The 24,244-nt window shown below is 52.8% G+C and carries 15 protein-coding genes; 10 read left to right on the forward strand and 5 right to left on the reverse strand.

Features of this window, described 5'->3' with window-relative positions; all coding sequences use genetic code 11:
• Window positions 1-10 precede the first annotated feature (10 nt).
• From AC6T8Q_RS05575 to AC6T8Q_RS05585, 3 genes are read right to left on the reverse strand one after another with little or no spacing between them, the layout of a single operon-like run.
• Window positions 11-1,489 carry a DUF1501 domain-containing protein gene (locus AC6T8Q_RS05575; protein ID WP_500678128.1) on the reverse strand — a complete coding sequence of 493 codons (1,479 nt, stop codon included), beginning with the start codon at window positions 1,487-1,489 and terminating at the stop codon, window positions 11-13.
• 57 nt (window positions 1,490-1,546) lie between these two features.
• A complete protein-coding gene (locus AC6T8Q_RS05580) occupies window positions 1,547-3,991 on the reverse strand; it encodes a PSD1 and planctomycete cytochrome C domain-containing protein (protein ID WP_500678129.1) in 2,445 nt (814 codons plus the stop codon).
• 18 nt (window positions 3,992-4,009) lie between these two features.
• Window positions 4,010-5,164 (reverse strand): XylR family transcriptional regulator, encoded by a 1,155-nt coding sequence (locus tag AC6T8Q_RS05585; RefSeq protein ID WP_496919528.1) that lies wholly within the window; start codon window positions 5,162-5,164, stop codon window positions 4,010-4,012.
• Between the two features lie 572 nt (window positions 5,165-5,736).
• Here AC6T8Q_RS05585 and AC6T8Q_RS05590 point away from each other — a divergent pair.
• From AC6T8Q_RS05590 to AC6T8Q_RS05635, 10 genes are all read left to right on the forward strand, one after another.
• Complete coding sequence (locus AC6T8Q_RS05590) at window positions 5,737-7,254, forward strand: alpha-L-arabinofuranosidase family protein (protein WP_500678130.1); 1,518 nt, start codon at window positions 5,737-5,739, stop codon at window positions 7,252-7,254.
• A 90-nt stretch (window positions 7,255-7,344) separates the two neighbouring features.
• Window positions 7,345-8,844 carry a PEP-CTERM sorting domain-containing protein gene (locus AC6T8Q_RS05595; protein ID WP_500678131.1) on the forward strand — a complete coding sequence of 500 codons (1,500 nt, stop codon included), beginning with the start codon at window positions 7,345-7,347 and terminating at the stop codon, window positions 8,842-8,844.
• Window positions 8,845-8,914: 70 nt separating this feature from the next.
• Window positions 8,915-9,874 carry a LamG-like jellyroll fold domain-containing protein gene (locus AC6T8Q_RS05600; RefSeq protein ID WP_500678132.1) on the forward strand — a complete coding sequence of 320 codons (960 nt, stop codon included), beginning with the start codon at window positions 8,915-8,917 and terminating at the stop codon, window positions 9,872-9,874.
• Window positions 9,875-9,993: 119 nt separating this feature from the next.
• The gene (locus AC6T8Q_RS05605; RefSeq protein ID WP_500678133.1) at window positions 9,994-11,970 is read left to right on the forward strand and encodes a PQQ-dependent sugar dehydrogenase; all 1,977 of its coding nucleotides are present in this window, start codon (window positions 9,994-9,996) and stop codon (window positions 11,968-11,970) included.
• Window positions 11,971-12,047: 77 nt separating this feature from the next.
• On the forward strand, window positions 12,048-13,544 hold the full coding sequence (locus AC6T8Q_RS05610) for a LamG-like jellyroll fold domain-containing protein (RefSeq protein ID WP_500678134.1): 1,497 nt from the start codon (window positions 12,048-12,050) through the stop codon (window positions 13,542-13,544).
• A gap of 89 nt (window positions 13,545-13,633) precedes the next feature.
• On the forward strand, window positions 13,634-15,160 hold the full coding sequence (locus tag AC6T8Q_RS05615) for a LamG-like jellyroll fold domain-containing protein (RefSeq protein ID WP_500678135.1): 1,527 nt from the start codon (window positions 13,634-13,636) through the stop codon (window positions 15,158-15,160).
• Window positions 15,161-15,292: 132 nt separating this feature from the next.
• On the forward strand, window positions 15,293-16,345 hold the full coding sequence (locus tag AC6T8Q_RS05620) for a DUF1559 family PulG-like putative transporter (RefSeq protein ID WP_500678136.1): 1,053 nt from the start codon (window positions 15,293-15,295) through the stop codon (window positions 16,343-16,345).
• Between the two features lie 16 nt (window positions 16,346-16,361).
• Complete coding sequence (locus AC6T8Q_RS05625; RefSeq protein ID WP_500678137.1) at window positions 16,362-16,835, forward strand: hypothetical protein; 474 nt, start codon at window positions 16,362-16,364, stop codon at window positions 16,833-16,835.
• Between the two features lie 80 nt (window positions 16,836-16,915).
• Complete coding sequence (locus tag AC6T8Q_RS05630) at window positions 16,916-19,519, forward strand: glutaminase family protein (protein ID WP_500678138.1); 2,604 nt, start codon at window positions 16,916-16,918, stop codon at window positions 19,517-19,519.
• A gap of 236 nt (window positions 19,520-19,755) precedes the next feature.
• On the forward strand, window positions 19,756-20,367 hold the full coding sequence (locus tag AC6T8Q_RS05635) for an HdeD family acid-resistance protein (protein ID WP_500678139.1): 612 nt from the start codon (window positions 19,756-19,758) through the stop codon (window positions 20,365-20,367).
• A 70-nt stretch (window positions 20,368-20,437) separates the two neighbouring features.
• Here the strand turns inward: AC6T8Q_RS05635 and AC6T8Q_RS05640 are convergent, their stop codons facing one another.
• Together AC6T8Q_RS05640 and AC6T8Q_RS05645 are read right to left on the reverse strand one after the other, a co-directional pair.
• On the reverse strand, window positions 20,438-21,463 hold the full coding sequence (locus AC6T8Q_RS05640; protein WP_500678140.1) for a vWA domain-containing protein: 1,026 nt from the start codon (window positions 21,461-21,463) through the stop codon (window positions 20,438-20,440).
• Window positions 21,464-21,577: 114 nt separating this feature from the next.
• On the reverse strand, window positions 21,578-23,923 hold the full coding sequence (locus tag AC6T8Q_RS05645) for a DUF4159 domain-containing protein (protein ID WP_500678141.1): 2,346 nt from the start codon (window positions 23,921-23,923) through the stop codon (window positions 21,578-21,580).
• Window positions 23,924-24,244: the final 321 nt, after the last annotated feature.

Below are 24,244 nucleotides of genomic sequence, written 5' to 3' on the forward strand. Positions count from 1 at the left end.
CTAATCTTGTTTAAGCGATGATTTGATGAATGGGTTCGACGTGCTCGACTCCCACAAGTTTTTGATCCAGTCCCCGATAAAAGTACGAAAGCCGATTGGGATCGAGACCCATTTGCTGGAGCACCGTGGCATGCAATCGCTTCACGTGCATTGGATCGTCGACCGCGGCTGAGCCAATCTCGTCAGTCGAGCCAACGCTCATGCCCCCTTTGATACCACCGCCTGCCATCCACATGGTGAAGCCATAGGAGTTGTGATCGCGGCCCGTGCCGACGTCATACTCAGCCGTGGGTTGCCGGCCGAATTCACCGCCCCAAATGACTAAAGTCTCATCCAATAATCCGCGTTGCTTGAGATCTTTTAACAGGGCCGCAATGGGTCGATCCGTCGCCCCCGCGTGCTTCTCGTGGTTGGCCACGAGGTCGCCGTGGGCATCCCAGTTGTCGTCGTTATGGGCACCACCCGAATAGACTTGAATAAATCTCACGCCGCGTTCGACCAACCGCCGCGCCAGCAAACAACGCGTGCCAAAGTTCCGAGTTTTGTCGTCGTCCAACCCATACAGATCGCGTGTCGATTGGGTTTCTTGGTTGAGGTCAACAGCTTCCGGGGCATGTTGCTGCATGCGAAACGCTAATTCGTACGTCGCAATCCGTGAAGCTAAATCGCTTTGATCCGTCCGTGTGGCGTGGTGTTGTTGATTGAGATGGGCGAGGGTATCGAGAACTTCACGCCGCATGGGCCGCGTTGTTTCCGCAGGTAGTGATAAATCGTTGATGGGCGAACCTTCAGGACGGATCACGGTCCCAGCATAAGTGGCAGGCATGTACCCGCTGGCCCAGTTCTTCGCACCGCTGATCGGACCGCCCGTGGGATCGAGCATCACGACATAGCCCGGCAGATTTTCGTTCACACTCCCCAAGCCGTAATTAAGCCATGATCCCATCGCCGGACTGCCACTTTGCAGTTTGCCGGAATTCATCATCAACATCGCGGAACCATGAATTGGCGATTCGGCGGTCATCGAATGCATGAAAGCGATGTCATCGACGCAGCCGCTCAAATGCGGAAACAGCGTGCTGACCCATTTGCCGCATTCGCCATGCTGTTGAAATTTCCAGCGAGGTTCAACAATGCGGCCTTCATTCTTATGGCCACCCCGGCCGTGGGTTTTCACCGTGATCGTCTTACCATCCTGGCCAATCATGCCCGGCTTGTAATCGAACGTATCGATATGGCTCGGCCCGCCGTACATGAACAGAAAGATGACGCTCTTGGCCTTGGGTGCGAAATGTCCTTCCCGCGCTGCCAACGGATTGTGATAGGCAGCACTGGGTGCCGCCACCGCTTGCTGTGGACGGGAAAAAAATCCATCGGCTGATAAGAGCGCAGCCAGAGCCGTACCACCGAATCCGCAACCCGTTTCCCACAGGAATTCACGGCGCGTACGTCGGCAAAACGACCCAGAAGAGTTCGATTTATCGTTCATAGTTAACGGCCTTGTATAAGACTCATTCGCCTATTGGATGGATTTATTTATCAATCTCTAATCGAGATACACATATTCATTGAGATTAAGCACCGTCAAACACCAATACCGCAGGGCCTCTTCAGGCTTTTGCGAATGCATTTTCCGCAACCGATTCATTAAATTGACTCCGGATCGTATTTCATCCTGCGTGGCTTCACGGCCAAGCGTGAGTCTCAAGGCGGTCGCGACCTGATCTTGAGGCTTCTTGCTGCTCGTGGCGCGCACTCTTTCAGCAAAATATTGAGCTTGCTCGTTGAAGAAACTGCCGTTGAGCATGGTCAACGCTTGCTGTGGTTGTGTGGTGACAAACCGTGCTTCGCAGGTTGAATCGACGTCGGGGAAATCAAACGCGGCGAGTTGAGGCAGAATCAACGAACGCTTCACGTGAATGTAGATGCTGCGTCGCGACTGCTCTTCCAACGAAGATTCGCCCCAACCTTGGCCGGGTTGCGACTGCGTGGCCAAAACCTCGGCCGACATTTGCGGATAAAAACTTGGGCCGTAGGCTTGTGGGTTAAATTTTCCCGTGGTCACAAGCGTGGCGTCACGCAATTCCTCAGCGCTCAATCGTCGCATGTCAAAACGCCAGAACAAATCGTTCATCGGATCAATCGCAAGGGCCTCGTCATTGCCGGCGCTCGACATTTGGTAGGCGTTGGACGTCATGATCAAACGGTGCAACGGTTTGAGATGCCAATCGTGTTCGATCAACCACAACGCCAGCCAATCCAATAACTCAGGATGGGTCGGAGGATCGCCGAGTTCGCCGAAATTATTGGATGAACGCACGATGCCACGGCCAAAATGATGCTGCCACACACGATTGACGATCACGCGGGCCGTGAGCATGTTGTCTGGTGAAGCAATCCAATCCGCTAGAATTCGCCGGCGCCCCGCCGAATGAGCCTCCTCTTTCGCGGTGGGAATCGATGGCGTAGGAATGTTGAACAATTGAGGGAAGTGTGGTTCCACGACCTCATCGAGGACATGAGGATTGCCTCGCACCGCCAATCGCGTCGGCTCGGGTTGGGGTTCGCAGCGGGCTAAGGCTAAGACGGCCTCAGCCGCAGGAAGCTCATCGCGTTTGCGGCGGACTTCATTCAAGCGATCAAGCGTATCTCGAAAGAGTTTCCACTCAGAGTCATTAAGAAATTTCTCTAGTTTGTCATCCAGTAATTCTTGACGCTCGGGCGTTTCGCTGCGTCGCTGATCAACGGCGGACATGCGTTTAATGCCCACTTCTTCCATCGAGATCTTTTCACGTTCAATCTTGCCAATCTCCGCGTTGTACTCCTGACGCTGCTTGCGGGTTTCTTCGGACTCGATGGTCCATTGGCTGTTGCTGTTTTCATCGCCGCGCGTACCGTAGGATGTCACATCGGCAAAGAAGCTGACAAAGCCAAAGTAATCGCGTTGGGGAATCGGATCGACCTTATGATCGTGACAACGGGCGCAACCCAGTGTGAGACCTAAAAATGCTTGGCCGGTCGTCGAAACCAGATCGTCTTTTTCGTCGGCGAGTGCTTGCATGGGATCGGCAGGCTCATCATCCCAAATGCCCAAGCGATAGTATCCCGTGGCGATTACGGAATCTTGCGTCACTTCATCAAGCTCGTCGCCGGCCAATTGTTCTTTGACAAACTGATCGTAAGGTTTGTCTTCATTGAACGACCGAATCACGTAGTCGCGATACTTCCAGGCATTGGGCTTAGGGCCATCGCGCTCGAAACTGTTTGTCTCCGCATAGCGCACCACATCGAGCCAGTGGCGAGCCCATTGTTCGCCATAGTGTTCGGAATCTAAAAGCCGATCTATGAGTCGCGGCCAAGCATCAGGTCGATTATCAGCGACAAATTCATCCAGCTCTTCATTGGTGGGTGGCAAGCCAATCAAATTAAAGTAGGCACGGCGGGCAAGCGTTCGTTTGTCAGCAGCCGGGGCAGGGGAGAGCTCCGCCGCTTCCAAATCCGCCAAGATGAAGGCATCGATGGGATTCTTGACCCACTTGGTTTGTTTGACCTGCGGAGGCGTTTGTGGCTTGGGTGGAATGAACGCCCAATGCTTTTTCCATTCGGCCCCTTGTTCGATCCAACGTTTGAGCGTGTCGATTTCTTCGGGCTTGAGCGGCTCTCCTTCGGGGGGCATCCGCATAAACTCGTCAGTCGAAGAAACACGAGTGAGCAACTCACTACTTTCCGGATCCCCCGGCACGATGGCATGCAAGCCAGAATCCAATTCCGCAAGCGCCGTCTGAGGATTGTCGAGATGCAAGCCCCCTTCACCTGTTTCGGGGCCGTGGCAAGCAAAGCAGCGTCGCGCGAGCAGCGGCTTGACCTGGGTTGCGAAATCAACGTGCTTGTCCGTTTCGCGAGCTTGCACAACGCACGTGCCCAACCAGCTAAGAATGCTGATGGCTAAAAGCAAATTCGCGGAGATGAGAAGTTTACGAAGAAGAGTCATACTGTATGTGATTCTACATCAATTGTGCTCGCCGTTGCGCTTTCTGTAATTGCCGGGTGTTTCCTTTGTGGTGCGTTTGAAAACGACACTCATGTACTCAGGATGCTCAAATCCAGCCAACTGAGCAATTTTATCCAAGGGTAGGTTCGTTGTCCGCAAAAGTTCTTTGCAACGCTTGATTTGCACGTCACGAATTTCAGCCTGAGGGGAGTGCCGCACGAGTTTGCGAAAACTACGCTCCAACCAACTTCGCGAAACTGACACATAATCAAGTACGTCATTCACAGTGACGCCTTCACACGCCCGTTCTCGAATAAAACTCAAAGCCGAGGCCACGGTCGGATCCGAGACGGCATAGACATCCGAAGACTGACGCACGGCGATTCCTTGTGGGGGAACCTCTATCTCTAGTGTGGTCGGTTTCTGCCCTTGCATCAACCGATCGAGCCAGACAGCCGCTTCGTATCCGATACGTTCCGGGTTGGGGATGATACTTGTCAGTTGTGGCTGACAAAAGCCACAGACAATCTCGTCATTATCAACGCCGATAACGGCCACGTGCTCGGGGACGGCCAGATCGAGTTGCGCGCAAGCATCCAGCACGTGTTGGCCGCGGAGATCGTTGGTGGCAAAGATGCCAAGTGGCTTCTTCAGCGAGGCGATCCACTCGACGAGTTGAATTTGATCGCGTTTCCAAGCTTGCTGACCGCTCCGGGGCGATTCGTAGACGCTTCCTGTGAAGCCTTTGTGCCCAATTTCCGTAATGAAGCCGTCGCGGCGACGCTGGGACCAATATTCACCGGCAAAACCACAGCAGGCAAAGTTTTCAAAACCCCGTTCGAGCAGATGCTCGGCCGCCATCCGGCCGATCACCATGTCGGCTGACAAAATCCGCAAAACTCCCAAATGGGCATGGATATCGCCCAAATCAATTGTGGCCAACCGGCGACGGCGCATCAGTTTGACCGATTCCTTAGTGGCATTACGGGTAATGATCCCATCGCCGCTCCAACGCTTTAACAAACCCAGTGGATCGGCACTTAGTTCATGCTGCTCCAGGCAGATTGACCAGGGTCGATTGGCACGCAGATAACGCGAAACTCCCTCCAAAATCCTTCGGCCGTAGACGAGCGAAGTCTCAACGTCGAGTGCTACACGAGGCGCTTTTGACACGACAAGATTCCAGTAATTGAGGTTCTAGACGAGAAAAACGCCTGGTAGCCATTGTCCTACAAAACACACAAGACCTGCTGAATAGCTCAATCGTGAGTGATAGAAATATCAATCAGGATGGCGGTTTCGTATCTCTGTTAAGGATCAAAAGCCAAGCTTGGCCTAGGGGACGATGAGGAGTAGTTATTAAATACAGCTTGAATTATAGCATAATTTCGACGATAACCCCAAGGCCTGGGTGGTAAAAATCCGCTTCCAGCAGAATGACAAAGAAACTCAATAAGTATGAGTAAAATGTCTCAATAAGATTGACGATCAATCTCATTGTTGAACTTGTCGTATGCAAACACAATGAGAAAAGACTGGAGAGAAATCCACACTTATCACTGCATCTCTAGTTCGAACTACTTTTCGTGACACGCTTGTCGTTGTCTTGTCCTGATTGTCATTGGATTTGGGTGAGGCTTTGGATTCGTTGCTCCTGGGAGGTGGGCACAGGCATCCTGGCGTATTTCCGTACAGGAAGTCTGTTTCTCCTTTTCATCAAGGCAGCGATTCATTGCTCAATGCACATGAATCGTCGTGATGCCGTCAAAACTGTGCTGGTCGGTGCCGCTGGGCTGGTGGCCGGATCAGCGTGCGCGAATGCACCCGCCACGGCCGATGCGTTACGGGTTGATCTTACGCCACGGTTTGAACTCTCGCCCCATCTTTATATGCAGTTCATGGAACCATTGGGAGTCACCGACAGTTCCGTCGAGGCCGCTTGGGATCACCGTAATGATTGCTGGCGTGGCGACGTGGTCGACGTAACTCGTGAGCTGGCACCCACGATGGTCCGCTGGGGCGGCATCTTTTGCGACTTTTACCGCTGGCGCGAAGGGGTTGGTCCTCGTGAAAAGCGTCCCACGATGGCGAACCTGATGTGGGGCGGGTTGGAATCGAATCAGATTGGCACGGGTGAGTTCGTCGATTTCTGCCGGCAGGTGCAAGCCGAGCCGTTGATGTGCGTCAACTTTGAATCCGATGGTCGACAGCAATACAAAAAAATTAAAGACAATGTCCGCACGGCAGATGCGCAGGAGGCTGCGGATTGGGTGGCCTACTGCAACGATCCTGACAATGCCGAGCGCCGCAGTCACGGTATCAGCGATCCGCTCACCATCCCCTATTGGCAGTTGGGGAATGAAACCTCTTACGATTCGCAAGGTTTCGATCAGGCGACCACGATCGAGAAAACGATCCAATTTTCTCGGGCGTTGCGTGCGGTTGACCCTTCGATCAAAGTCATCGCGTGGGGAGATTCAGGTTGGGCCAAGGACATGTGTGAGCGGGCTGGCGAGCATTTCGATATGCTCGCCTTCCATCACATGTTCAACCCGGATCGCCCTGAACACGTCTTGAGCGGTGAACGATATCGTCGCGATCCTGCCGCCACGTGGGATTGCCTGATGCAGGCATGGAAAATGAACGATGCCAAGATTCGCGAAGTTCGCGCAAGCTTGGGTGAACATCAAATGCCGCTGGCGATGACCGAATGCCACTTTGCCATTCCAGGCCGCGACCGTTGCGATGTGATGTCGACTTGGGCCACGGGCGTAGCTTATGGCCGCATTCTGAACAACCATCAGCGTCATGGCGACGTGCTGAAGATCGCCACGGCGGCGGATTTTTGTGGCACGCGTTGGCAGGTGAATGCAGTCATGATTCCCGTGCCTCATGGACGGGCTTATCTGATGCCGGTCGCGCGTGTGATGAAGCTGTATCGGCATCACATCGGTACGCATGCTGTGGATGTATCGTCATCCCCATCCGACTTAGACGTGGTGGCCAGTCGCTCGGATAACAAGTTGTTCCTGCACGTGGTAAATACTAACCGTTCGCGAGAAATTGCGATGGATTTCACCTTGTCTGCGGGAGGGATTGCGAAAGCAACAGCTTTCGAGATCTCGGATGATCCCATGGTGGAAGTTTCGGAGTTGAATAGCTCCGAGGTAATGCAGATCCGTGAGCGTTCTTTGGAAAAAAACGGTCGGTGGAAATTTCCTGCGGCTACCGTGTCAGCAGTAGAAATCGAGTTAACGGCATAAGCAACTGAAACATTGAATACATCATCCATGCATTCGAATCCGAGCCACATAACACATACACGACTAACTCAGCAAATAGCTGGGTTTTTCATGTACTGCGCTTGTGTGCTTGGTTTTCCACTGTCTGTAAGTGGGCAGCACCAAACAAGCACGTTCACTCCAATTGATCAAAGTGGAACGCTTCCCTATCGGATCAAAATTCAAGAACTCGATTTCGGTACGGCTGACTTGCCTGGGCTTCATTCTTACGCGGCTGGAACTTTCAACGGCAAGTGGGTGATGATCGCTGGCCGTACGAACGGTGTGCACACTCTTGATTCATCAGGTGAAGATAGTTTTCCTGCAGAAAGCCAGAATCGCGATGTGTGGGTTATTGATCCCGTGACCAAGCAGTCTTGGCACCGCTCTTTAGGTAATCCAGCCATGCCAGGGAATGATCCGGTTTCAGGCTTATCTCCGAATCAAATCGCATCATTGACGCCAACAAACAACCAGTTCGAGCAAGTTGGCAACACTCTCTACATGACGGGTGGTTACGGCTTGAATCCTGCCAACAACTTTACAACCTTCAACACGTTGACGGCCATTGACCTACCTGGTTTGGTTCATTGGGTGATTGATGGCACTGGACAAGCAGTGGATTCGATTCGGCAGGTCGACCATCCGATTGTCTCGGTCACAGGAGGGGCCATGTATGAGATGGGTGGCCGAATGCACCTTGTTTTCGGACAAGATTTTGAAGGTCCGTACAGCCCTCGCAGCGAAGGGGCATACACCAGACAGGTACGCAGCTTTGATATTGTTGATGATGGGGTGAATTTGGCGATTGAGAATGCAACTTCAACTCCCATCAACAATTCTTATCGCCGTCGTGACTTGAACGTGATTCCCGTGCTCTCGCCCGATGGTTTTGGAGGGACGGAAGAAGGACTTGTGGCCTTGTCGGGTGTGTTCACGACCTCGTTTGGTGTGTGGACTGTTCCCGTAGAAATTGATTCCAGCGGCGTACCAACGATGGCTACGCCTAGTGATCTTTCAACATTCAAGCAAGGCTTTAATGGCTATCACTCGGCTAAACTCGGATTGTATTCGCAAGCCACCGGCGACATGCATGAGCTTCTCTTTGGTGGCATTAGTTTGCAGTATGTCGATCCGCTCACAGGAGTTGTCGAAACGGATAACGACATGCCTTTTGTCAACGATGTGACTTCCGTGGCCATTAACGCAAGTGGCGAATATAGCCAACATCACATGGGCTATTTTCCAGAGATATTGGATGAAGAAGGCAACGCATGGCGGTTTGGCGCCAATGCAGAATTCTTTTTGGCTGAGGGGATTGCGGCCTTTGAGAATGGAGTCATTGATCGCGACGCCTTGGTTAGCACGGCGACCTTGGGTTACATCTTCGGTGGGATCATGACAAATGGCCCACACACGCGAGGATTTCCTGACGTGATATCAACGTCGTCGTTTCGGATTTTTGAAGTTGTTTATCTCGCCGTACCCGAACCATCGACATTGGTGTTACTGGTTGTGGCGAGTGTGTTTATGAGCTTGAACAAGAGTAGGCTGGCGAATAGAGGTGAGTAACGGTGTTTGTATGCGAAGTTAAGGGCTACCTTCTCTTCCTATTCTTTTCTTTTTCAACTGGGAGATGCTGATGAAACGAACTTTTGTTTTCGCGGTCGTTGGGATAGGGATGGCGTTGGTTGCCATTCAATCGACGCATGCTGCAACCGTCGCTTACTGGCGATTTGAAGACGGCGTGGCGGGGGCAGATGTCACGCATATTGCTGGGTCAGACAACACTTTTTCGGCAGATGTTTTAGACGTTTCGGGCAATGGCAATCACCTTTCGACCTGGAACACCGGCGGCTGCTGCGGCTATGGCTATCGAGCGGATGTTGCTTCTTCAGTGGTGCCTGGTACAGGAGCAGCAAACACATTGAGCGTAAAAAATACAGGTGGCGGGCCAGGCATGTTTACCAAGGCCGCCGTGAGCAATCCCTCGGGAGTGAATATCGACACAATGACCCCCTCGGCTTTCACAGTGGAAGCAAGCTGGAAGTTCGAAAACGGCGGCCATCGTACGGTGGTGGGACGCGACGCCCGGAATGTTTCGTCCTCCAACGGCGCGTTGGCCGCCCTTTATTTACAAGCCCAGCCGGATAACAGCATCAAGTTCGAGTTCACCGATGTGGCAGGTAATACCCATGCCGCTATCTCGGCACCTGGCTTGGCTGTCGGCTACAACTTCCCCACCGATCCCGATGGTTTGCTTGCCGATTGGTATCAGCTTGCCGGGGTGAGTGACGGCAACACCGTCAAGTTGTATGTGAATGGTGCGCTGGTTGCTTCCTCGCCGATTGTAAATTCCGATCCACGACTAGCAGTCGGTACTGACGATGGTGGTGACTGGGATGCCGGCAGTTGGAGTGTTGGACGTGGTTTGTACAACGGCGGGCATGGTGATCGCGCATACGGCTTTATCGATGAAGTTCGCATCTCGGACCACGCACTGTCGCCAAGTGAGTTCTTGGGTGTCCCTGAACCGGGATCAGCGGCCCTATTGCTGCTGGGAAGCGTGTTCGGGCTGACAAGAATTCGCCGCGGCAATTAACACAAGTACTGAAAGATAGAGATTGGTTATCAGGGATTCTCTGCCGAGTCCTGTCGGCTGATTGGGCAGATTGGCTGCAGGCTCGGCAAAGGATCCAACTCAATACAGAAATAGGCATCATGGCTATCAGCACAAAATTTTTAAACTTTTCACGGCTTACTTTCAGCTTGCTGGCGACCTGTGTATTGATCGACCAAGCGCATGCGGATTACACAGTCGAGCGAGTTGTGGGTGGCTTGAATCAGCCGATGTACCTCACTCAGGCCCCTGGCGAGAACGACTCGCTTTATATCGTTGAACGCAGCGACTCGGGAAATTCGCTCGGCAAAATACGTCGCTACAACTTACAGACGCATACATTCAACACTTTTCTTGACCTGACAGGAAGTATTTTTTCCGATGGTGGGCTGTTGGGGATGACGTTCCATCCTGATTATCAAACGAATAGCTTGTTCTACGTGACTTCCAACGTCAGTGGCGTCAATGCACTTGACGAATACAAAGTCGTCAGCGGCACACCTCAAATGCAGCGGCGTTTGCTGCAGTACAACAGCTTGGAGAACGTGTTTCACACGATTAACCAAGTCCATTTCCGCCCGAATGGCAACAACTCGGAACTCTTTGTCACAACGGGTGATGGCGGCACACAAGCCGATTCCCCCGGTTTTGATCCCGCATTGATCGAAAGTCTCAACTCTCCGTATGGGAAGTTGATGAAGGTCGATTTGAATGAGAGTTATCCCACGCCGGCGACAGGTCCTACTCACGCGGGGGTGGATGTTGTCGCGCGAGGGTTGCGTAATCCTTATCGATCGTCTTTTGATCGACTGACTGGTGATTTCTACATCGCCGACGTCGGTTTCAATACGGCTGAAGAAGTCAATTTCATCTCATCGAGCCATCTGGCCAACACCTCCGCCCCCGTGCTTGACTTCGGTTGGACTGATCGCGAGGGAACCATCGAACTCAATCCCGGTCAAGGTTCACCGAGCGACATCAATCCGATTTTTGACTATGCCCACGGCGGACAACCATTGCCGCATCCTTCACTGATATCAGGGCAATCGATTACTGGCGGTTATGTGTACCGAGGAGCAATCCCAGAGCTTCAAGGACGCTATTTCTTTTCCGATTACCTAAATGGAAATGTTTATTCAGGGTCATTCAATTCGAACACAAATCCTGCGGCGTTTGACGGTACGAACATGACCGACATTGTGAATCACACGACGGCCTTTGAATCGGAAGTGGCCGGTGGCGCGAATATTCAGTTCGTCACCTCCTTTGCCGAGGACAACTCGGGCAACCTCTACATCATTAAGTTCGGCAATAGTTTCTTCCCGCCCTTGGGACAGGGGGAAATCTTTCGCATCACACCGATTTCGTCATCGGCGGTTGAATTGTTGGTTGATCGGGCCAGTGGTGCGATGACGTTGGTCAATAACACGAGTGCACCTGTGAATCTCACGTCGCTGAGTATGAGCAGCGCCTTTGGCGGACTTAATCCCAATGCTCTCACGCCCATCACGGGCAATTATGATTTGTCAGGAAACGGCGATGTTGATGGCAACAATAACTGGTCGATCACTTCGGGCGCTGGCGACAACACGCTTTTCACTGAAGCAACAACCGGCGACTTTGGCACTCTGGCCGCTGGGCAGAGCATAACCTTCTCGCCAGGTAATGGTTGGATTCAGTCTCCTACCGAGGATATCCAAGCCACATTCATGGCCAGTGGCGGCGGACTTGTGAATATCAACGTCTCTTACACGGGCAATAATGGCGACCCATTTGAACGGAGCGATCTCGACTTTGATGGAGAGATCAGTGCCGATGATTGGGCCGCATTTATAGCTTCGAGTTATACAAATCTCGCAGGATTGAGCCCCGCGGAGGCGTACGGATTGGGGGATTTGAACGGTGATGGAGTTAGCGACTACGAAGACTTTCAAGTTTTCAAAGCAGATTTTAATGAGGCCAATGGGTTGGGTGCATTTGAGGCAATGCTCATGGGCGTACCCGAACCTACGTCGGCCTTATTGATGCTCGGATTGGCAAGTTGCTTGTTGGGACGGCGGTCGGCCCCCAAGCGATAAGTATTCAACTTATAGAATTAAGAATCGCAAATTTACTCAGACTCAAGTTGCAAGACATTTTTGTTCCAGGAGGACCTATGTTTCACTCTTCTCAGACGACGTTCGGTCGGAACTTATGGCGGGCAAGCGTGGCTTGCCTGATCGTATCCTGGCCGCTTTCGCTTCACGCGGCGGTGGTCAATAAGTACACCTTCAACAATGGAAGCGCGGCCGACAGCGTCGGTGGTATGAATGGCACCGTGGTTGATAACACCGGAATTTCAAGCTTCACCGGTGGCACCATCAATCTGTCTGCTAACAACGGTGCGGGTTCGGGTCAAGATTTTAATAACCCGGCAACCGTGGGAGCTTTTGTCGATCTACCCAACGGCATCTTTACGAGTGCGGTCAACAATGGCGTCTTTGGCCAGGCATCGCTGGAAATTTGGTTCTCCGTGCAACAGCACCACGATTGGGCCGAAGTGTTCACCTTTGGCACGAGCGATGGCGGCGAAGGTGTTTCAGGGGGAGGTGCTGATTCCGACTATGTTGCCTTGATTCCCAAGTCGGGAGGGGGCTTCAATGACTTTCGCGCAACGACCAAAGCGGCCGCAGGTGATCCGGAAGAAACTCCGATTATTGGCAGCCCAACTCCGTTGGCTCTCAACCAAAAGCATCACGTCGTGATGACGTTTGATATTTTCGATAGCACCGCCGGGCCGAATGGAACGACCAAGCTCTATCTCAATAATGGAGCCCCTGTTTCAGCGGAGATACGTCCCTTTATTGATTCGATGCTCGACAACAACAATTGGTTAGGACGCTCACAGTGGGGTGATGGACTATTCGATGGTTTTATCGATGAGTTCCGTGTACATGACTCGGCGATGACTCCTGCGGAAATTGCAGCTTCCGTCCCCGACCCTGCTCCGCTACCGGTATTGATTGTGAATCGGGACACGGGCGCGATTTCAATTAAGAACGAAACATTAGGCAATATCGTTTTAAAGGGTTACACGATTGGTTCCGCTGGAGGTGCTCTCGATCCGCTTTCTTGGTCATCAATCGATACTGGCAATTTGTTCGACAATAACGGGACTTGGACGACCCAATCGCTAACGACTTTGAGTATCGCTGAGTCGGTCACTGGTGGCACGACCGATGGCGGCACGATCAATGGCAATGCCTCGTGGAGCATCGGCACGCCTTGGCAAGAAACTCCCATTGAGGACCTCACGTTTAGTTTTACGCTGGGTGACAACTCGACAGGAACGGGGCTCGTTCAATACATCGGCTCGGAGGTTGATCGTAGCGACCTTAACGGTGATGGCTCGATCAACGCTGCTGACTGGACGACGTTTGTGCAGAACAGCTATGCCGACTTGTCGAGTCAGTCGGCTGTTGGCGCTTATCTCAAGGGCGACCTCGATGGCGATCTCGACAACGATTACCAAGACTTCCAGTTGTTCAAAAGCGACTATATCGCTGCGAACGGCTTGAGTGGTTTCAACGCACTTTTCACTTCCGTGCCTGAACCCAGTAGCATGGTTCTCATACTATTCGCATCGCTGATGCTGAGTGCTCGTCGCAAGTAACCTAATCAATCCTTTTTTAATATAAACACCTCAACGGCAACTAGAATGCCGCAAAAAGAAAACACAAACCTCTGAGGGAGATGACGCAGATGAATATGAAACTTTGGATTCTGGGACTCATGACGGCGTTGGCCACGGCGAACGCATCCTACGCAGATACCGTTGCTTATTGGCGCTTTGAAGACGGCACAACGGGGACCGACGTCACCCACATTGCCGGTGCCGACAACACGTTTTCGGCAGATATATTAGACGTTTCAGGTAATGGCAATCACCTTTCCACCTGGAACACCGGTGGTTGTTGCGGCTATGCCTATCGCGACGATGTTTCTGCGCCGGTTGTGGCTGGCACGGGAGCAGCCAACAACTTGAGCGTCAAGAACACCGGTGGCGGACCGGGCATGTTTACCAAGGCCGCTGTGAGCAACCCCACGGGGGTGAACATCGACACGATGACCCCTTCGACGTTTACCGTCGAAGCAAGCTGGAAATTCGAAAACGGCGGCCATCGCACGGTGGTGGGACGCGATGCGCAAAATGTCGCTACCGGCGAGGGAGCCTTGGCAGCTCTCTATTTGCAGGCTCAGCCGGATAACAGCATCAAGTTTCTTTTTACGGACGTGGCAGGCAATGTTCACCAAGCCGTTTCTGCCCCGGGGTTAGCTGTCGGCTACAACTTTGGAAGCGATCCCGACGGACTCAATGCCGATTGGTATCACTTGGTGGGCGTCAGCGACGGCACTGACGTGAAGTTGTACGTGAACAACAAACTAGTTGCCTCTTCCCCGATCGTGAGTGCTGATCCCCGTTTGGCTGTAGGTACGACCGACGGTGGTGACTGGGATGCCGGTAGTTGGTCGGTGGGGCGCGGTTTGTTCAACGGAGGTCACGGTGACCGGGCTTACGGTTTCATCGATGAAGTGCGCATCTCGAACAGCGCGTTAACTCCGACAGAATTTTTGAACCGTTCTCCTCTGTCGATTGAAGTCGACACCACGAGCGGCCAAATCACCCTCCGCAACGACGTTAGCTTTGATGTGAACATCGACTTTTATGAGATCGTCAGCGATGGCGGCGCTCTGAGTGTAGCGGGTTGGACACAGAGTCTGGATGATCGCAATTTCGATGCTATTGACGGCCCAGACGTCGGCGGAGTGGCTGGCAACTCGCCTGGTGAAGGTTGGGACCAAGCTGGTGGGAGCAACGCCAATCAGTTGGTCGAACAATTCTTGCGTGAAGAAGGTTCGATCATTCCCGCCGGTGCTGAAATCATCTTGGGTAATGCCTTCAATACGTCCATCTTTGGTGCAGGCAACGATGGCGATCTGGAGTTCAGCTTCGGTTACAACGGCGGGTCCCTCGCGGGCGGGCTTGTTGAATATCTTTCGGCCAGCTTGCCAGGGGATTTCAACGGTGATGGTGCCGTCACTGGTCGCGACTTCCTACTGTGGCAGCGTAACCCCAGTGTCGGTAGCTTGGCGGTTTGGCAGGCGGCTTACAACGGAGGTGCGTTGACAGCCAATGCCACCGCTGTGCCTGAGCCAACCACAGTGATTCTATTGTCGATTGCGGGTGCCGTTGTGGTTTCCGCACGGGGCAGATTGGTAGGGGCGTAAGACCAACCTCTGGGATGGTCAGTATATGTTGAAACTCGATGCCTAAGATTATTTGACGAACCACGGACTAGCGCTGCCGCTAGTCCGTGGAGCAGTCAACAGGCTGCGAGTTATGGACAAAAGGATTAAATCATGAAACGTCAGAATTCCGGGTGGCAGTCTCGTGGTTTTACTCTCGTGGAACTACTGGTGGTGATTGCGATTATCGGCGTGTTGGTGGCATTGTTGCTCCCCGCCGTACAAGCGGCACGCGAGGCGGCGCGTCGGTCGTCGTGCACAAACAATATCAAAAACTTAGCGTTAGCTTGCCTTAATTACGAATCAACGAACAAACATCTTCCTCCCGGAAGAAAGTTCAATTATTGGGATAGCTACACTTGGACGGAGTACATCTTGCCGTTTATCGAACAGCAAGCGGTCTACGACATGTATTGGACTTTGCCTAATCAATCTTGGGGAGCGCCCACCGCAGGTGCGCCAAGTAGCAATGGACCTATTGGCAATGACGAACGAATGCGGACTGCCCGCACGACGCCCATATCGCTGTTCTATTGTCCGAGTGATCAAACGCCAATTGCCAATGAACTGGACACTCTGGAGTTTGGCACGTTACGTGGTAATTACCGAGGTTGCGTGGGTGGTAGCGACATGTATGGAAATCGCCAGGACAATACATCGTTTCTCCCTTTACCTATGCCTGGAGATTTGCTGGGCTCACTAGGGGTTAAGAAAGATACATCCAACCCACAGAAGTTTTTGCGGGGCGCAAAATTGGCGGAGATTAGTGATGGGACATCATCTACATTGCTCATTTCGGAAGGCCTTTCGCCCTTTATCCCTGGTTGGGGAGGCCCTATCGGATCCATGATCTATGGGAACATGGGTGGATCAATGTTTTCCGCTTTTTATCCTCCCAATACCTCCGAACTTGATCGACTTGTTGGGCCCTGCCCGCATGAAGACTTGCTCGATGAGCAATACCCCGACAATTGCGACTCGTTCCAAGGGCACCCGGGTGCGACCGCACCTGGTGGTGATCGTGCCATGGTGTACGCACGAAGCTATCATCCGGGAGGTGTGAATGCTGCCATGACCGATGGTTCAGTGACCTTTGCGAGTGATGATACAGATACAGCATTATGGCGCGCTCTAGGCACAGGGCGCTTCGCTGATAATGCGCGTTAATTTCCGATTAGTACGGATGGATATTCATGATATGCGTGTAATTAATAAGATCAAAATCACTGCGATTTGCCCTTTGATACTGGTGCTTCTTGTTGGCTGTGGCGAGAAAGCAACAACTGTTAGTGGTTCCGTTACTTACAACGGTGAACCGGTTAAAAAGGGTACGATTTCCTTCCGACCGACAGATGGCACAGGTCAGTCGTTCGGTGCACGAATCAAAGACGGAAAGTATGAAGCTGCCGATAAGGTGACGCCAGGGACAAAAATGGTCGTGGTGTTTGGCACGAAAGAAATTGACCATTACATGAGTTCGGAAGAAGCCTACAAAAAAGCTGAGGAGGCCAGACAGGCCGGTAAGCAATGGGCTGATGGAATGGAACCCGCCGACTACATCGCCGAAGATGCGGAAGGCAACAGCAAGCAAGTCGAGATCATGCCGGGTGATCAGACGATTGATTTTTCTATAACCGGCGTCCCCCGCCCAGAATAGACAGGCAAAAAAATGAAGGCGGCCTGTCTTCAAGGGAGATGCTGCGCGCATTGGTTTTAAGATTTACGTTCGGAGCAAAGATGAAAGTTCGATTGTTCGTTAAAAATATGTTATTCGCATTGGCTTGTCTGTTTTGTTTCGCTGGCACGACCAGTGCTGAAACAAACACGCCAATCTCCCGGCATGCAAAATTGGTCCCCCCTGCGACGCCGCTGGTGGCTTGCGATCCATATTTCAGTATTTGGTCGCCTGGACCCAAGCTCAACGCCGCTGATACGACTCATTGGACGGGCAAACCCCATCGACTCGTGTCATTGGTGCGCATCGACGGAAAAGTGTTCCGCGTGATGGGAACCACGTCGGAAAAAACATCGGTGTTGGAACAGACCGAACTCACGATCACACCCACGCAAAGTATTTATGAATTTGCCGGTGGCGGAATTGATCTCACCCTGACCTTTACAACGCCCCTCTTGCCCGACGACATCGACACGCTCTCGCGGCCCGTCACTTATGTTACTTACGACGTGCAGTCTAATGATGGTGAGCAGCATCAGCTCGAAATCTTTTTCTCGGCCTCAGCCGAATTGGCCGTCAATATACCCAAACAGGCTATTGTGTATGCCAAGGATGACGTGCCGGGCCTCGCCGTGCAGCGGATCGGCTCCGAGCAACAACCCGTGCTGGCCACCAAGGGAGACGATCGTCGCATTGATTGGGGTTATCTCTATTTGGCCGCGCCTCAGGAATCAGTGACCTCCGAAGCTTTCGGCAAAGAACAGTCGTTAGCTACTGAATTTGAGCAAGCTGGGAAGCTGCCTGCGAGCGAATCCACCGATCCGCGCCCTGCGGAAGGCGTGGCAGCCGGTCTTGTGATCGACTGTGGTCAGGTCCGCGATGAGCCAGTACGGCGTTGGTTGATGCTGGCTTACGATGATCTCTATTCCATCGAGTTCATGCACAACAAGTTACGTCCCTACTGGCGGCGGAACGGACTTGACGCTGCCGGTTTGTTGAAAGAATCGGCTGCCAACTATGCCGACTTGATGAAACGATGCGATGAGTTCGATGCGGAGCTCATGCACGACTTAGAGAAGTCTGGCGGTACGGAATACGCGCAAATCGCGGCACTCGCATATCGGCAATGCTTTGCCGCGGGCAAGTTCGTCGCCGATGCCAACGGCCAGCCGCTTCAGTTTAGCAAAGAAAATCACTCGAATGGATGCATCGCGACCGCCGACGTGTTCTATCCGATGTCGCCTCAATTTCTGTTGTTTGGGCCGGCATTGGCCAAGTCGTTTCTCGTTCCTTATATGGAATACGCCGCGAGTGATCGCTGGAAGTTTCCGTTTGCTCCGCATGACATCGGTACTTATCCGATGGCCAACGGCCAAGTTTATGGCGGTGGCGAAAAGACCGAAGACAATCAAATGCCCGTGGAAGAGTGCGGCAACGTGCTGATCCTTGTGGCGGCGGTTGCTCAGGTTGAAGGACATCCCGGATTTGCCAATCGCTATTGGGACAGGCTCACCACTTGGGCCGAGTACTTGAAGAGCAAAGGGTTTGATCCCGAAAATCAATTGTGTACCGATGATTTCGCCGGACATTTGGCTCACAACGTGAATCTTTCGGCCAAATCGATTTGCGGTTTGGGCGCCTATGCAAAACTTTGCGAAATGCGAGGCGAAGAACAAGTTGCTGAGGAATATCGCCAACTTGCACGCGACTTTGCGGAACGTTGGATGGCTGAAGCGGATGCCGGCGACCATTATCGTCTGACGTTCGATAATCCCGAGAGCTGGAGCCAGAAATACAATCTCGTGTGGGACCGTGTGCTGGGTCTCGATTTGTTTCCCGAGAGCGTTCGCCGCAAAGAGATGGATTACTATCTTAAGGTTCAAAATCAATATGGTTTGCCTTTGGACAATCGCAGCACCTACACCAAGCTTGATTGGATATTATGGTCGGCGACATTGACGGAGAATCAGGACGACTTCACGGCACTCGTGCAGCCAGTCTTTGAGTTTTTGCAAGAAACGCCCGACAAGTCGCCGATGACTGATTGGTACCACACGCACGATGCCAAGAAGGTTGGCTTCACTGCCCGACCCGTCGTGGGGGGCGTATTCATGAAGCTGCTTTACGATGACGACCTGTGGAAAAAATGGTCCGCTTTTGGTCAAACGAAGGTGGGAGATTACGCGCCATTACCCACGCCACCGAAGATGACTTCGACTGTGCCTGCCGCCGATTCGCAAGCGGCCCAATGGCGCTTTACGACGGCCGAGCCCCATAGCTCTTGGACGGACTTGGAATACGACGACTCCGCATGGAGCGAAGGGCCATCAGGTTTTGGTACTCCGCACACTCCGGGTGCCGTCGTGGGCACACTCTGGAACACCAACGACATCTGGATGCGGCGAGGATTCGATCTTTCCGAAAAGCCAGCCGGCCAGCTCTTGCTCTATATCCATAATGACGAAGACGCCAAAGTGCTTATCAATGGCGTGTTGGCCGCGGAGATTTCGGGCCACTCGAATGGATATTTTTGCTTTCCTATCTCAGAGGCGGCAGCGAAAACCTTGCGCCCCACGGGGAATGTCCTGGCAGTGCATTGTCATCAGACGCATGGGGGCCAATATATCGACGTTGGCCTTGTGGCGGTCGAGACGGCGGGGCCGTAACTCGTGGAACGATTCTGCGAACGAATGCGCTCGTTTGCACGCTTATACCGATTGTTCTTGTCGGACAAGCGTCGGCAAATGCCTGCAATTCAAGGTTTAACCCATGCCGTTTGGTGACACAGTCTTGTAAACCGTTCACAGAATTGAGCTACACTTGACCAGTGCTTCTCGTGCGGAAGTGCTGGGGAGACTCCCGCCGTAGCTTCAATTCCATTCGTACAAGGCTGAACATTACCATGAACGGTTTTACCACCTCGCCCATTGTCGACCTTCTTTCTCATGAAAAGGGTTTGCTTCGTAAGTATTGGAAGTGGTTTATGGCCCTGGGCGTCGCCATGCTCATCTTGGGCACCATCGCCATCAGTTGGTCATGTATTGCCACCGTGACAGTGACCGCCACCTGGTTGTTTGGCTTCTTTTTGCTTGCCGGCGGTATCGGTGAAGTTATCAACTCGTTCTGGGTCGGACGCTGGAGCGGCATGTTGTTGCACTTGCTAGTGGGTGTGCTTTACATTTTGGTAGGATTCATCATCATCGACCAACCGCTCAATGCAGCGATTGAATTGACTTTGTTGATGTCCATCTTCCTGATGATCAGCGGTATCTTTCGCGTCGTGTTTGCCGTGGCCGAGCGTTTTGCCGGTTCAGGCTGGGTGCTGCTCAACGGCGTGGTGACGTTCGTCTTGGGCTTATTGATCTATAAGCAGTGGCCCGCCTCGGGTCTCTGGGTGATTGGTTTGTTCATCGGCATCGATCTGATCTTCAATGGTTGGGCCTGGGTTGCCTTGGCGCTTGGTCTGCGTCAAGTGACCGAAAAGCTGCCCGAGCCGACTCCCGCCCAAGCTTAAGAATTTTTTAGCTTGGAATAAAGAATGATACGCGGCCAAGTGGTTAAATCCCACTTGGCCGCGTTTTTTACTACAGCGCGACCGGATTGATCAACGCCTCGGCCAGGCTTTCGAGGCTGATGAAAACATGCTGCCCGCCGGTTTTTTCGGCCAGACCCACGAGCGTGCAATTGTCGCGCGGCGCCTGACAGAAGTGAACAATGTTAATGACGATGTTGCGGCGTTTGCAGAACTTGACAATCTTCCGCACCATGTTGGGATGCAGATCATCTTTGGCTTCGCCGTCGGTCAACATGAAAATCACGTCAGGATCGAGCGTCATGGCCGTTTCGAGCGCTAGCAAGTGATTGGTAAATCCCTCGCCGGGTATGCTTTCGATGTACTCGTTGGCGCGCTGCTTGTTGTCTGCTGTGGCGCGATAGAGCTTCTTTTCATCATGGCTTTCGCCAAAGATTTCCACCAAGTCGTTGTAAAACACAATCTGAAACTCATTGGCCTTCGAGAGCGCGTTTAAGCTGCGTGCCATCTCCATTTTTGCTGACTTGAGCGGCGTAATCGTCGCGAGTATCTGCTGTGCCGAGTACAAGCTGAAGACCGAGTTCATGCTTTCCGAGCGGTCAAAGACATACACAAACTTGCCGCCCTCGCCGGCGAGACCAAACAAGCTTGTGGTGCCCGTCCCACCTGGGCCTTTGCCTAGCGTGCCTTCACCCAACCCAGGGATGAGCGAGGGGGCTCCACTTTCCGCGGAAACGAGATTCTGAAAATCACCCTCAAGGTCCGTGAGTAACTCTGCGGATGCCAAGGGTGCGGCAACATCGTCGACCGTTGAGAACGATTCAGGATTCGCTTCGAGATTGACATCCAGATCCGCCAAGCCCGTGGTATCCGCTTCGACGTCGTTCAGACTTTCGGTGGGAGAGAATAACAGATTAAGATTATTGCCGGGGGTAATACCAATCTGGATCATCCCCAGAATGATCACCAGCACCATGTGAATGGCGGTCGACAATAGCCAAGGAGGGAGCGCCTCGTACCGTTTGGTCGAGCGAGCGTCGACAGGCTGCGAATTGATAGGTGCGCTGAGCGTGGGCACGGCATCCTCTCAAGAATTGTTCCGGCCTTCATTATAACCGTGCCGCGGAAAAAAACACGGTTTCAAGGTTCCGAGCCGAAATCCGGAACCCCAATCTGCCTATCGTGCGACAGATTATTCGTGTTCTAAGGAATAGAGGAGAATGTTGAGGGCCAACCGGGCTGCGTCCTCGCGGGTATAACCGGCACATTCCACGGGATCACAGCTTTCGAGCGCGCAGCTCAAATCGTAGGGTGAGAAGAACACTGCCCAGCGGCCATCCAGCATCAGACCTTCAATATCGGGCTGGGTACGAAAGATTTGCGACGTGGTAGGAGCATCTCCCACATGCGGCCGCCGCCGGGAAACTTTGTCGATCTCGAACCCCCCAAACTTGCTGGTGAATACAACGTCATTGGGGGGGATGCGTTCCAAAAGAGGGTTGCGTGAGATTAGCAACATTTCGCGCCGGAACGAATCGGTAAACTCTTCGCTCGAGCAAACCGAGTCAGCCAGCAACGTACCACCACGTTCCAGAAAAATTCTCAGTTGTTTACGTTCGGCAGAGGTCAGTTCAAAACTTGTGCGGCCATGCATAAACAGCAGAGAATACTTAAATAAATCCGGGTTGGTCAGCCGGACATCATGTTGCACGGTATTGCTGTGAATCCCGAGTTCTTCCGTGGCTAGTTGCAAGAGTTGTCGCAAGGCACCTGGGGCGGCATCGCATCCCCCCGGATGAAGGACATTTGCGATGTAAACACGATCGCGATCAAATGTGTGGGGTTCATCACTTGCCGTCATGGTTGGTACGGCGGGATTTTTAAATTTCACTTCACGGTTCGTGCAATACGCCAAGATATTCATCGCCATCGCAACATCGTGATCGATGCGTCCCAGTACTTCGGGCGAATACTGATTCACGCGAGTCGAGCGAGCCAGCTCCCACGAGCAGGCCAAGTCGTGCTGCGAATAGAAAACAGCCGTGCGACAGCTTGTATCAACACCCCACAGTTCCCGCAAAAAGCGGGCATCGAGTTTTGCTTCTGCATACCAGGCGGGGTGCTGAGGCGAGAGCAAACGCAATGGCGAATCGGGAAAGATCCGTTTCACTAAAGCTCTAAAGCCGGAGTCAAATTCTCCACCGTCACACGAGGGGTGCGCAAACAAAAATCCTCCGCGGTCGATATACTGCCGGAGTTTTTTGATGTCCTTGTCACTGAGATCGGGCGCGGTCTTTCCTGTCATGTAAAGCACGGGAGATTCCATTAGATCCTCCACTGTAGCCGTGGCAATGTCCACGGTCTGATAAGAAAGGGGTTGTTCCCACGCGATTTCCACCTTGTTCACAAGATTAAAAAGTGCGTTGCGATGATGTCGCCAATCGTTGTCAGGCTGATGTTTTAACTCACCCAACAACACGGGCCAGCGCCCCTTGCTGAGGAACATCAGATTGAAACTCGTGGAAACAAGTGGATCATCAAGCTCCTCTTCATCGAGATCCGATGGCCAAGAGCCGTCGGGCGATTGCAAATTGACGAGCATCCGAGTTCCCTCGCGATACCGATCGTGATCGCCGATGAATCGCCGCGAAGTGATGCGGCCAGCGCGTTCGAGGCTGTAGAGATAATAGGACAACCAAAAACGTGTGCCCGGATTGCGATTGACGGTAAAGTTTCTCGTGAGCCAGGCAAACGCTTGATCGACGTGTTCGTCAGCCACAGGTATGGTGCAGCAGTTAATCTCATCACCGATCACCTCGGCGTCGGCCGTTCCCAGCACGCGGGCCGAGTTCACGAGCGAGGCAATTCCCGCGCAAGTCATGCTCCCAGAGCCAGGATACTCGGGTCCCCAGCCCCACGATCCATCGGGATTTTGATATCGTTGCCAATATTCTCTAGCCAACCGCCACGTTTCATCATTGGCCGGCACGCCGAATCGCTCGGCTTCGTACAGGGCGAGCATCGCCATGTGTGTCATGGAGTTGTCGGTGTGCTCGGGGGTGCCGACACGCGGAATCGACCACATCCCTGCGCTCTCCCCGCTTTTGTGCTGAGTCGATTCCAGGAAGCGAACATTCCGCTCGATCAGGGGGCGATACTTTTCAGCGTCGGCCACGCAGAAGACCATCGTTTGGAGCGAAGCGGTGTAGGTCGAGTAAGGCTCGAAACCCTCCAAATGATCGAGCGCTCTGGTCACCGCGCCATCTGTAACGGGACAACCCGCGTGCAAGAGGGCGAGCGTGCAGAGTGGCGTGAGTCCGCCACCGTAGACCGGTCGTTCGGGCCAAGTGCCATCCGCCTCTTGATGGAGCTTGAGGAACTCAACAGCCCGATGAATCGTGTCACGGACTTCAGTGGCCGTTATGTCTGTGGAATTCTGAGCATACAACAAGATTTTTGTACTGGCAGCGAACCAACCCAAGACCAGAGTCGTAGCGAACAGCGTGAAGCCACGGATAAAGTGACTTGTTGGCAACATAGGCAAATTTTCGGAGTTTTGCGCGAATACGAGGATTGGTATTTCATATCAGCCCATGTGATTGGCAACAATTCTATTTGGCGGCTGTGAAAGGCCGCCTGTCGGATCGGTAACAGATGAGTCGGAATTTGTGCCAGAACAGGCTTGGACGCAGTGAATTTTGGGTCCCGGCAAGGTGCTGCGAAAGCTATGCTTTAATAGCTAGGAACCGCGCTTTCTCGCTGGACGCCCAAGGGCCAATGACCGATACTAGGACTGTTAGGCAGACTTTTCTGATAAAAGTGGGAAGATAGCACTCGATGGGTCGACGTTCGACAATAC

The sequence above is a fragment of the Bythopirellula sp. genome, assembly GCF_041737835.1.
In the GTDB taxonomy this organism is placed as follows: domain Bacteria; phylum Planctomycetota; class Planctomycetia; order Pirellulales; family Lacipirellulaceae; genus Bythopirellula.

What these genes read in the sequence shown, in the direction of transcription:
- AC6T8Q_RS05575 (WP_500678128.1), bottom strand. Translation starts at nt 1,489, where the DNA reads ATGAACGATAAATCGAACTCTTCTGGGTCGTTTTGCCGACGTACGCGC.
- AC6T8Q_RS05580 (WP_500678129.1), bottom strand. Translation starts at nt 3,991, where the DNA reads ATGACTCTTCTTCGTAAACTTCTCATCTCCGCGAATTTGCTTTTAGCC.
- AC6T8Q_RS05590 (WP_500678130.1), top strand. Translation starts at nt 5,737, where the DNA reads ATGAATCGTCGTGATGCCGTCAAAACTGTGCTGGTCGGTGCCGCTGGG.
- AC6T8Q_RS05595 (WP_500678131.1), top strand. Translation starts at nt 7,345, where the DNA reads ATGTACTGCGCTTGTGTGCTTGGTTTTCCACTGTCTGTAAGTGGGCAG.
- AC6T8Q_RS05600 (WP_500678132.1), top strand. Translation starts at nt 8,915, where the DNA reads ATGAAACGAACTTTTGTTTTCGCGGTCGTTGGGATAGGGATGGCGTTG.
- AC6T8Q_RS05605 (WP_500678133.1), top strand. Translation starts at nt 9,994, where the DNA reads ATGGCTATCAGCACAAAATTTTTAAACTTTTCACGGCTTACTTTCAGC.
- AC6T8Q_RS05610 (WP_500678134.1), top strand. Translation starts at nt 12,048, where the DNA reads ATGTTTCACTCTTCTCAGACGACGTTCGGTCGGAACTTATGGCGGGCA.
- AC6T8Q_RS05615 (WP_500678135.1), top strand. Translation starts at nt 13,634, where the DNA reads ATGAATATGAAACTTTGGATTCTGGGACTCATGACGGCGTTGGCCACG.
- AC6T8Q_RS05620 (WP_500678136.1), top strand. Translation starts at nt 15,293, where the DNA reads ATGAAACGTCAGAATTCCGGGTGGCAGTCTCGTGGTTTTACTCTCGTG.
- AC6T8Q_RS05625 (WP_500678137.1), top strand. Translation starts at nt 16,362, where the DNA reads ATGGATATTCATGATATGCGTGTAATTAATAAGATCAAAATCACTGCG.
- AC6T8Q_RS05630 (WP_500678138.1), top strand. Translation starts at nt 16,916, where the DNA reads ATGAAAGTTCGATTGTTCGTTAAAAATATGTTATTCGCATTGGCTTGT.
- AC6T8Q_RS05635 (WP_500678139.1), top strand. Translation starts at nt 19,756, where the DNA reads ATGAACGGTTTTACCACCTCGCCCATTGTCGACCTTCTTTCTCATGAA.
- AC6T8Q_RS05645 (WP_500678141.1), bottom strand. Translation starts at nt 23,923, where the DNA reads ATGTTGCCAACAAGTCACTTTATCCGTGGCTTCACGCTGTTCGCTACG.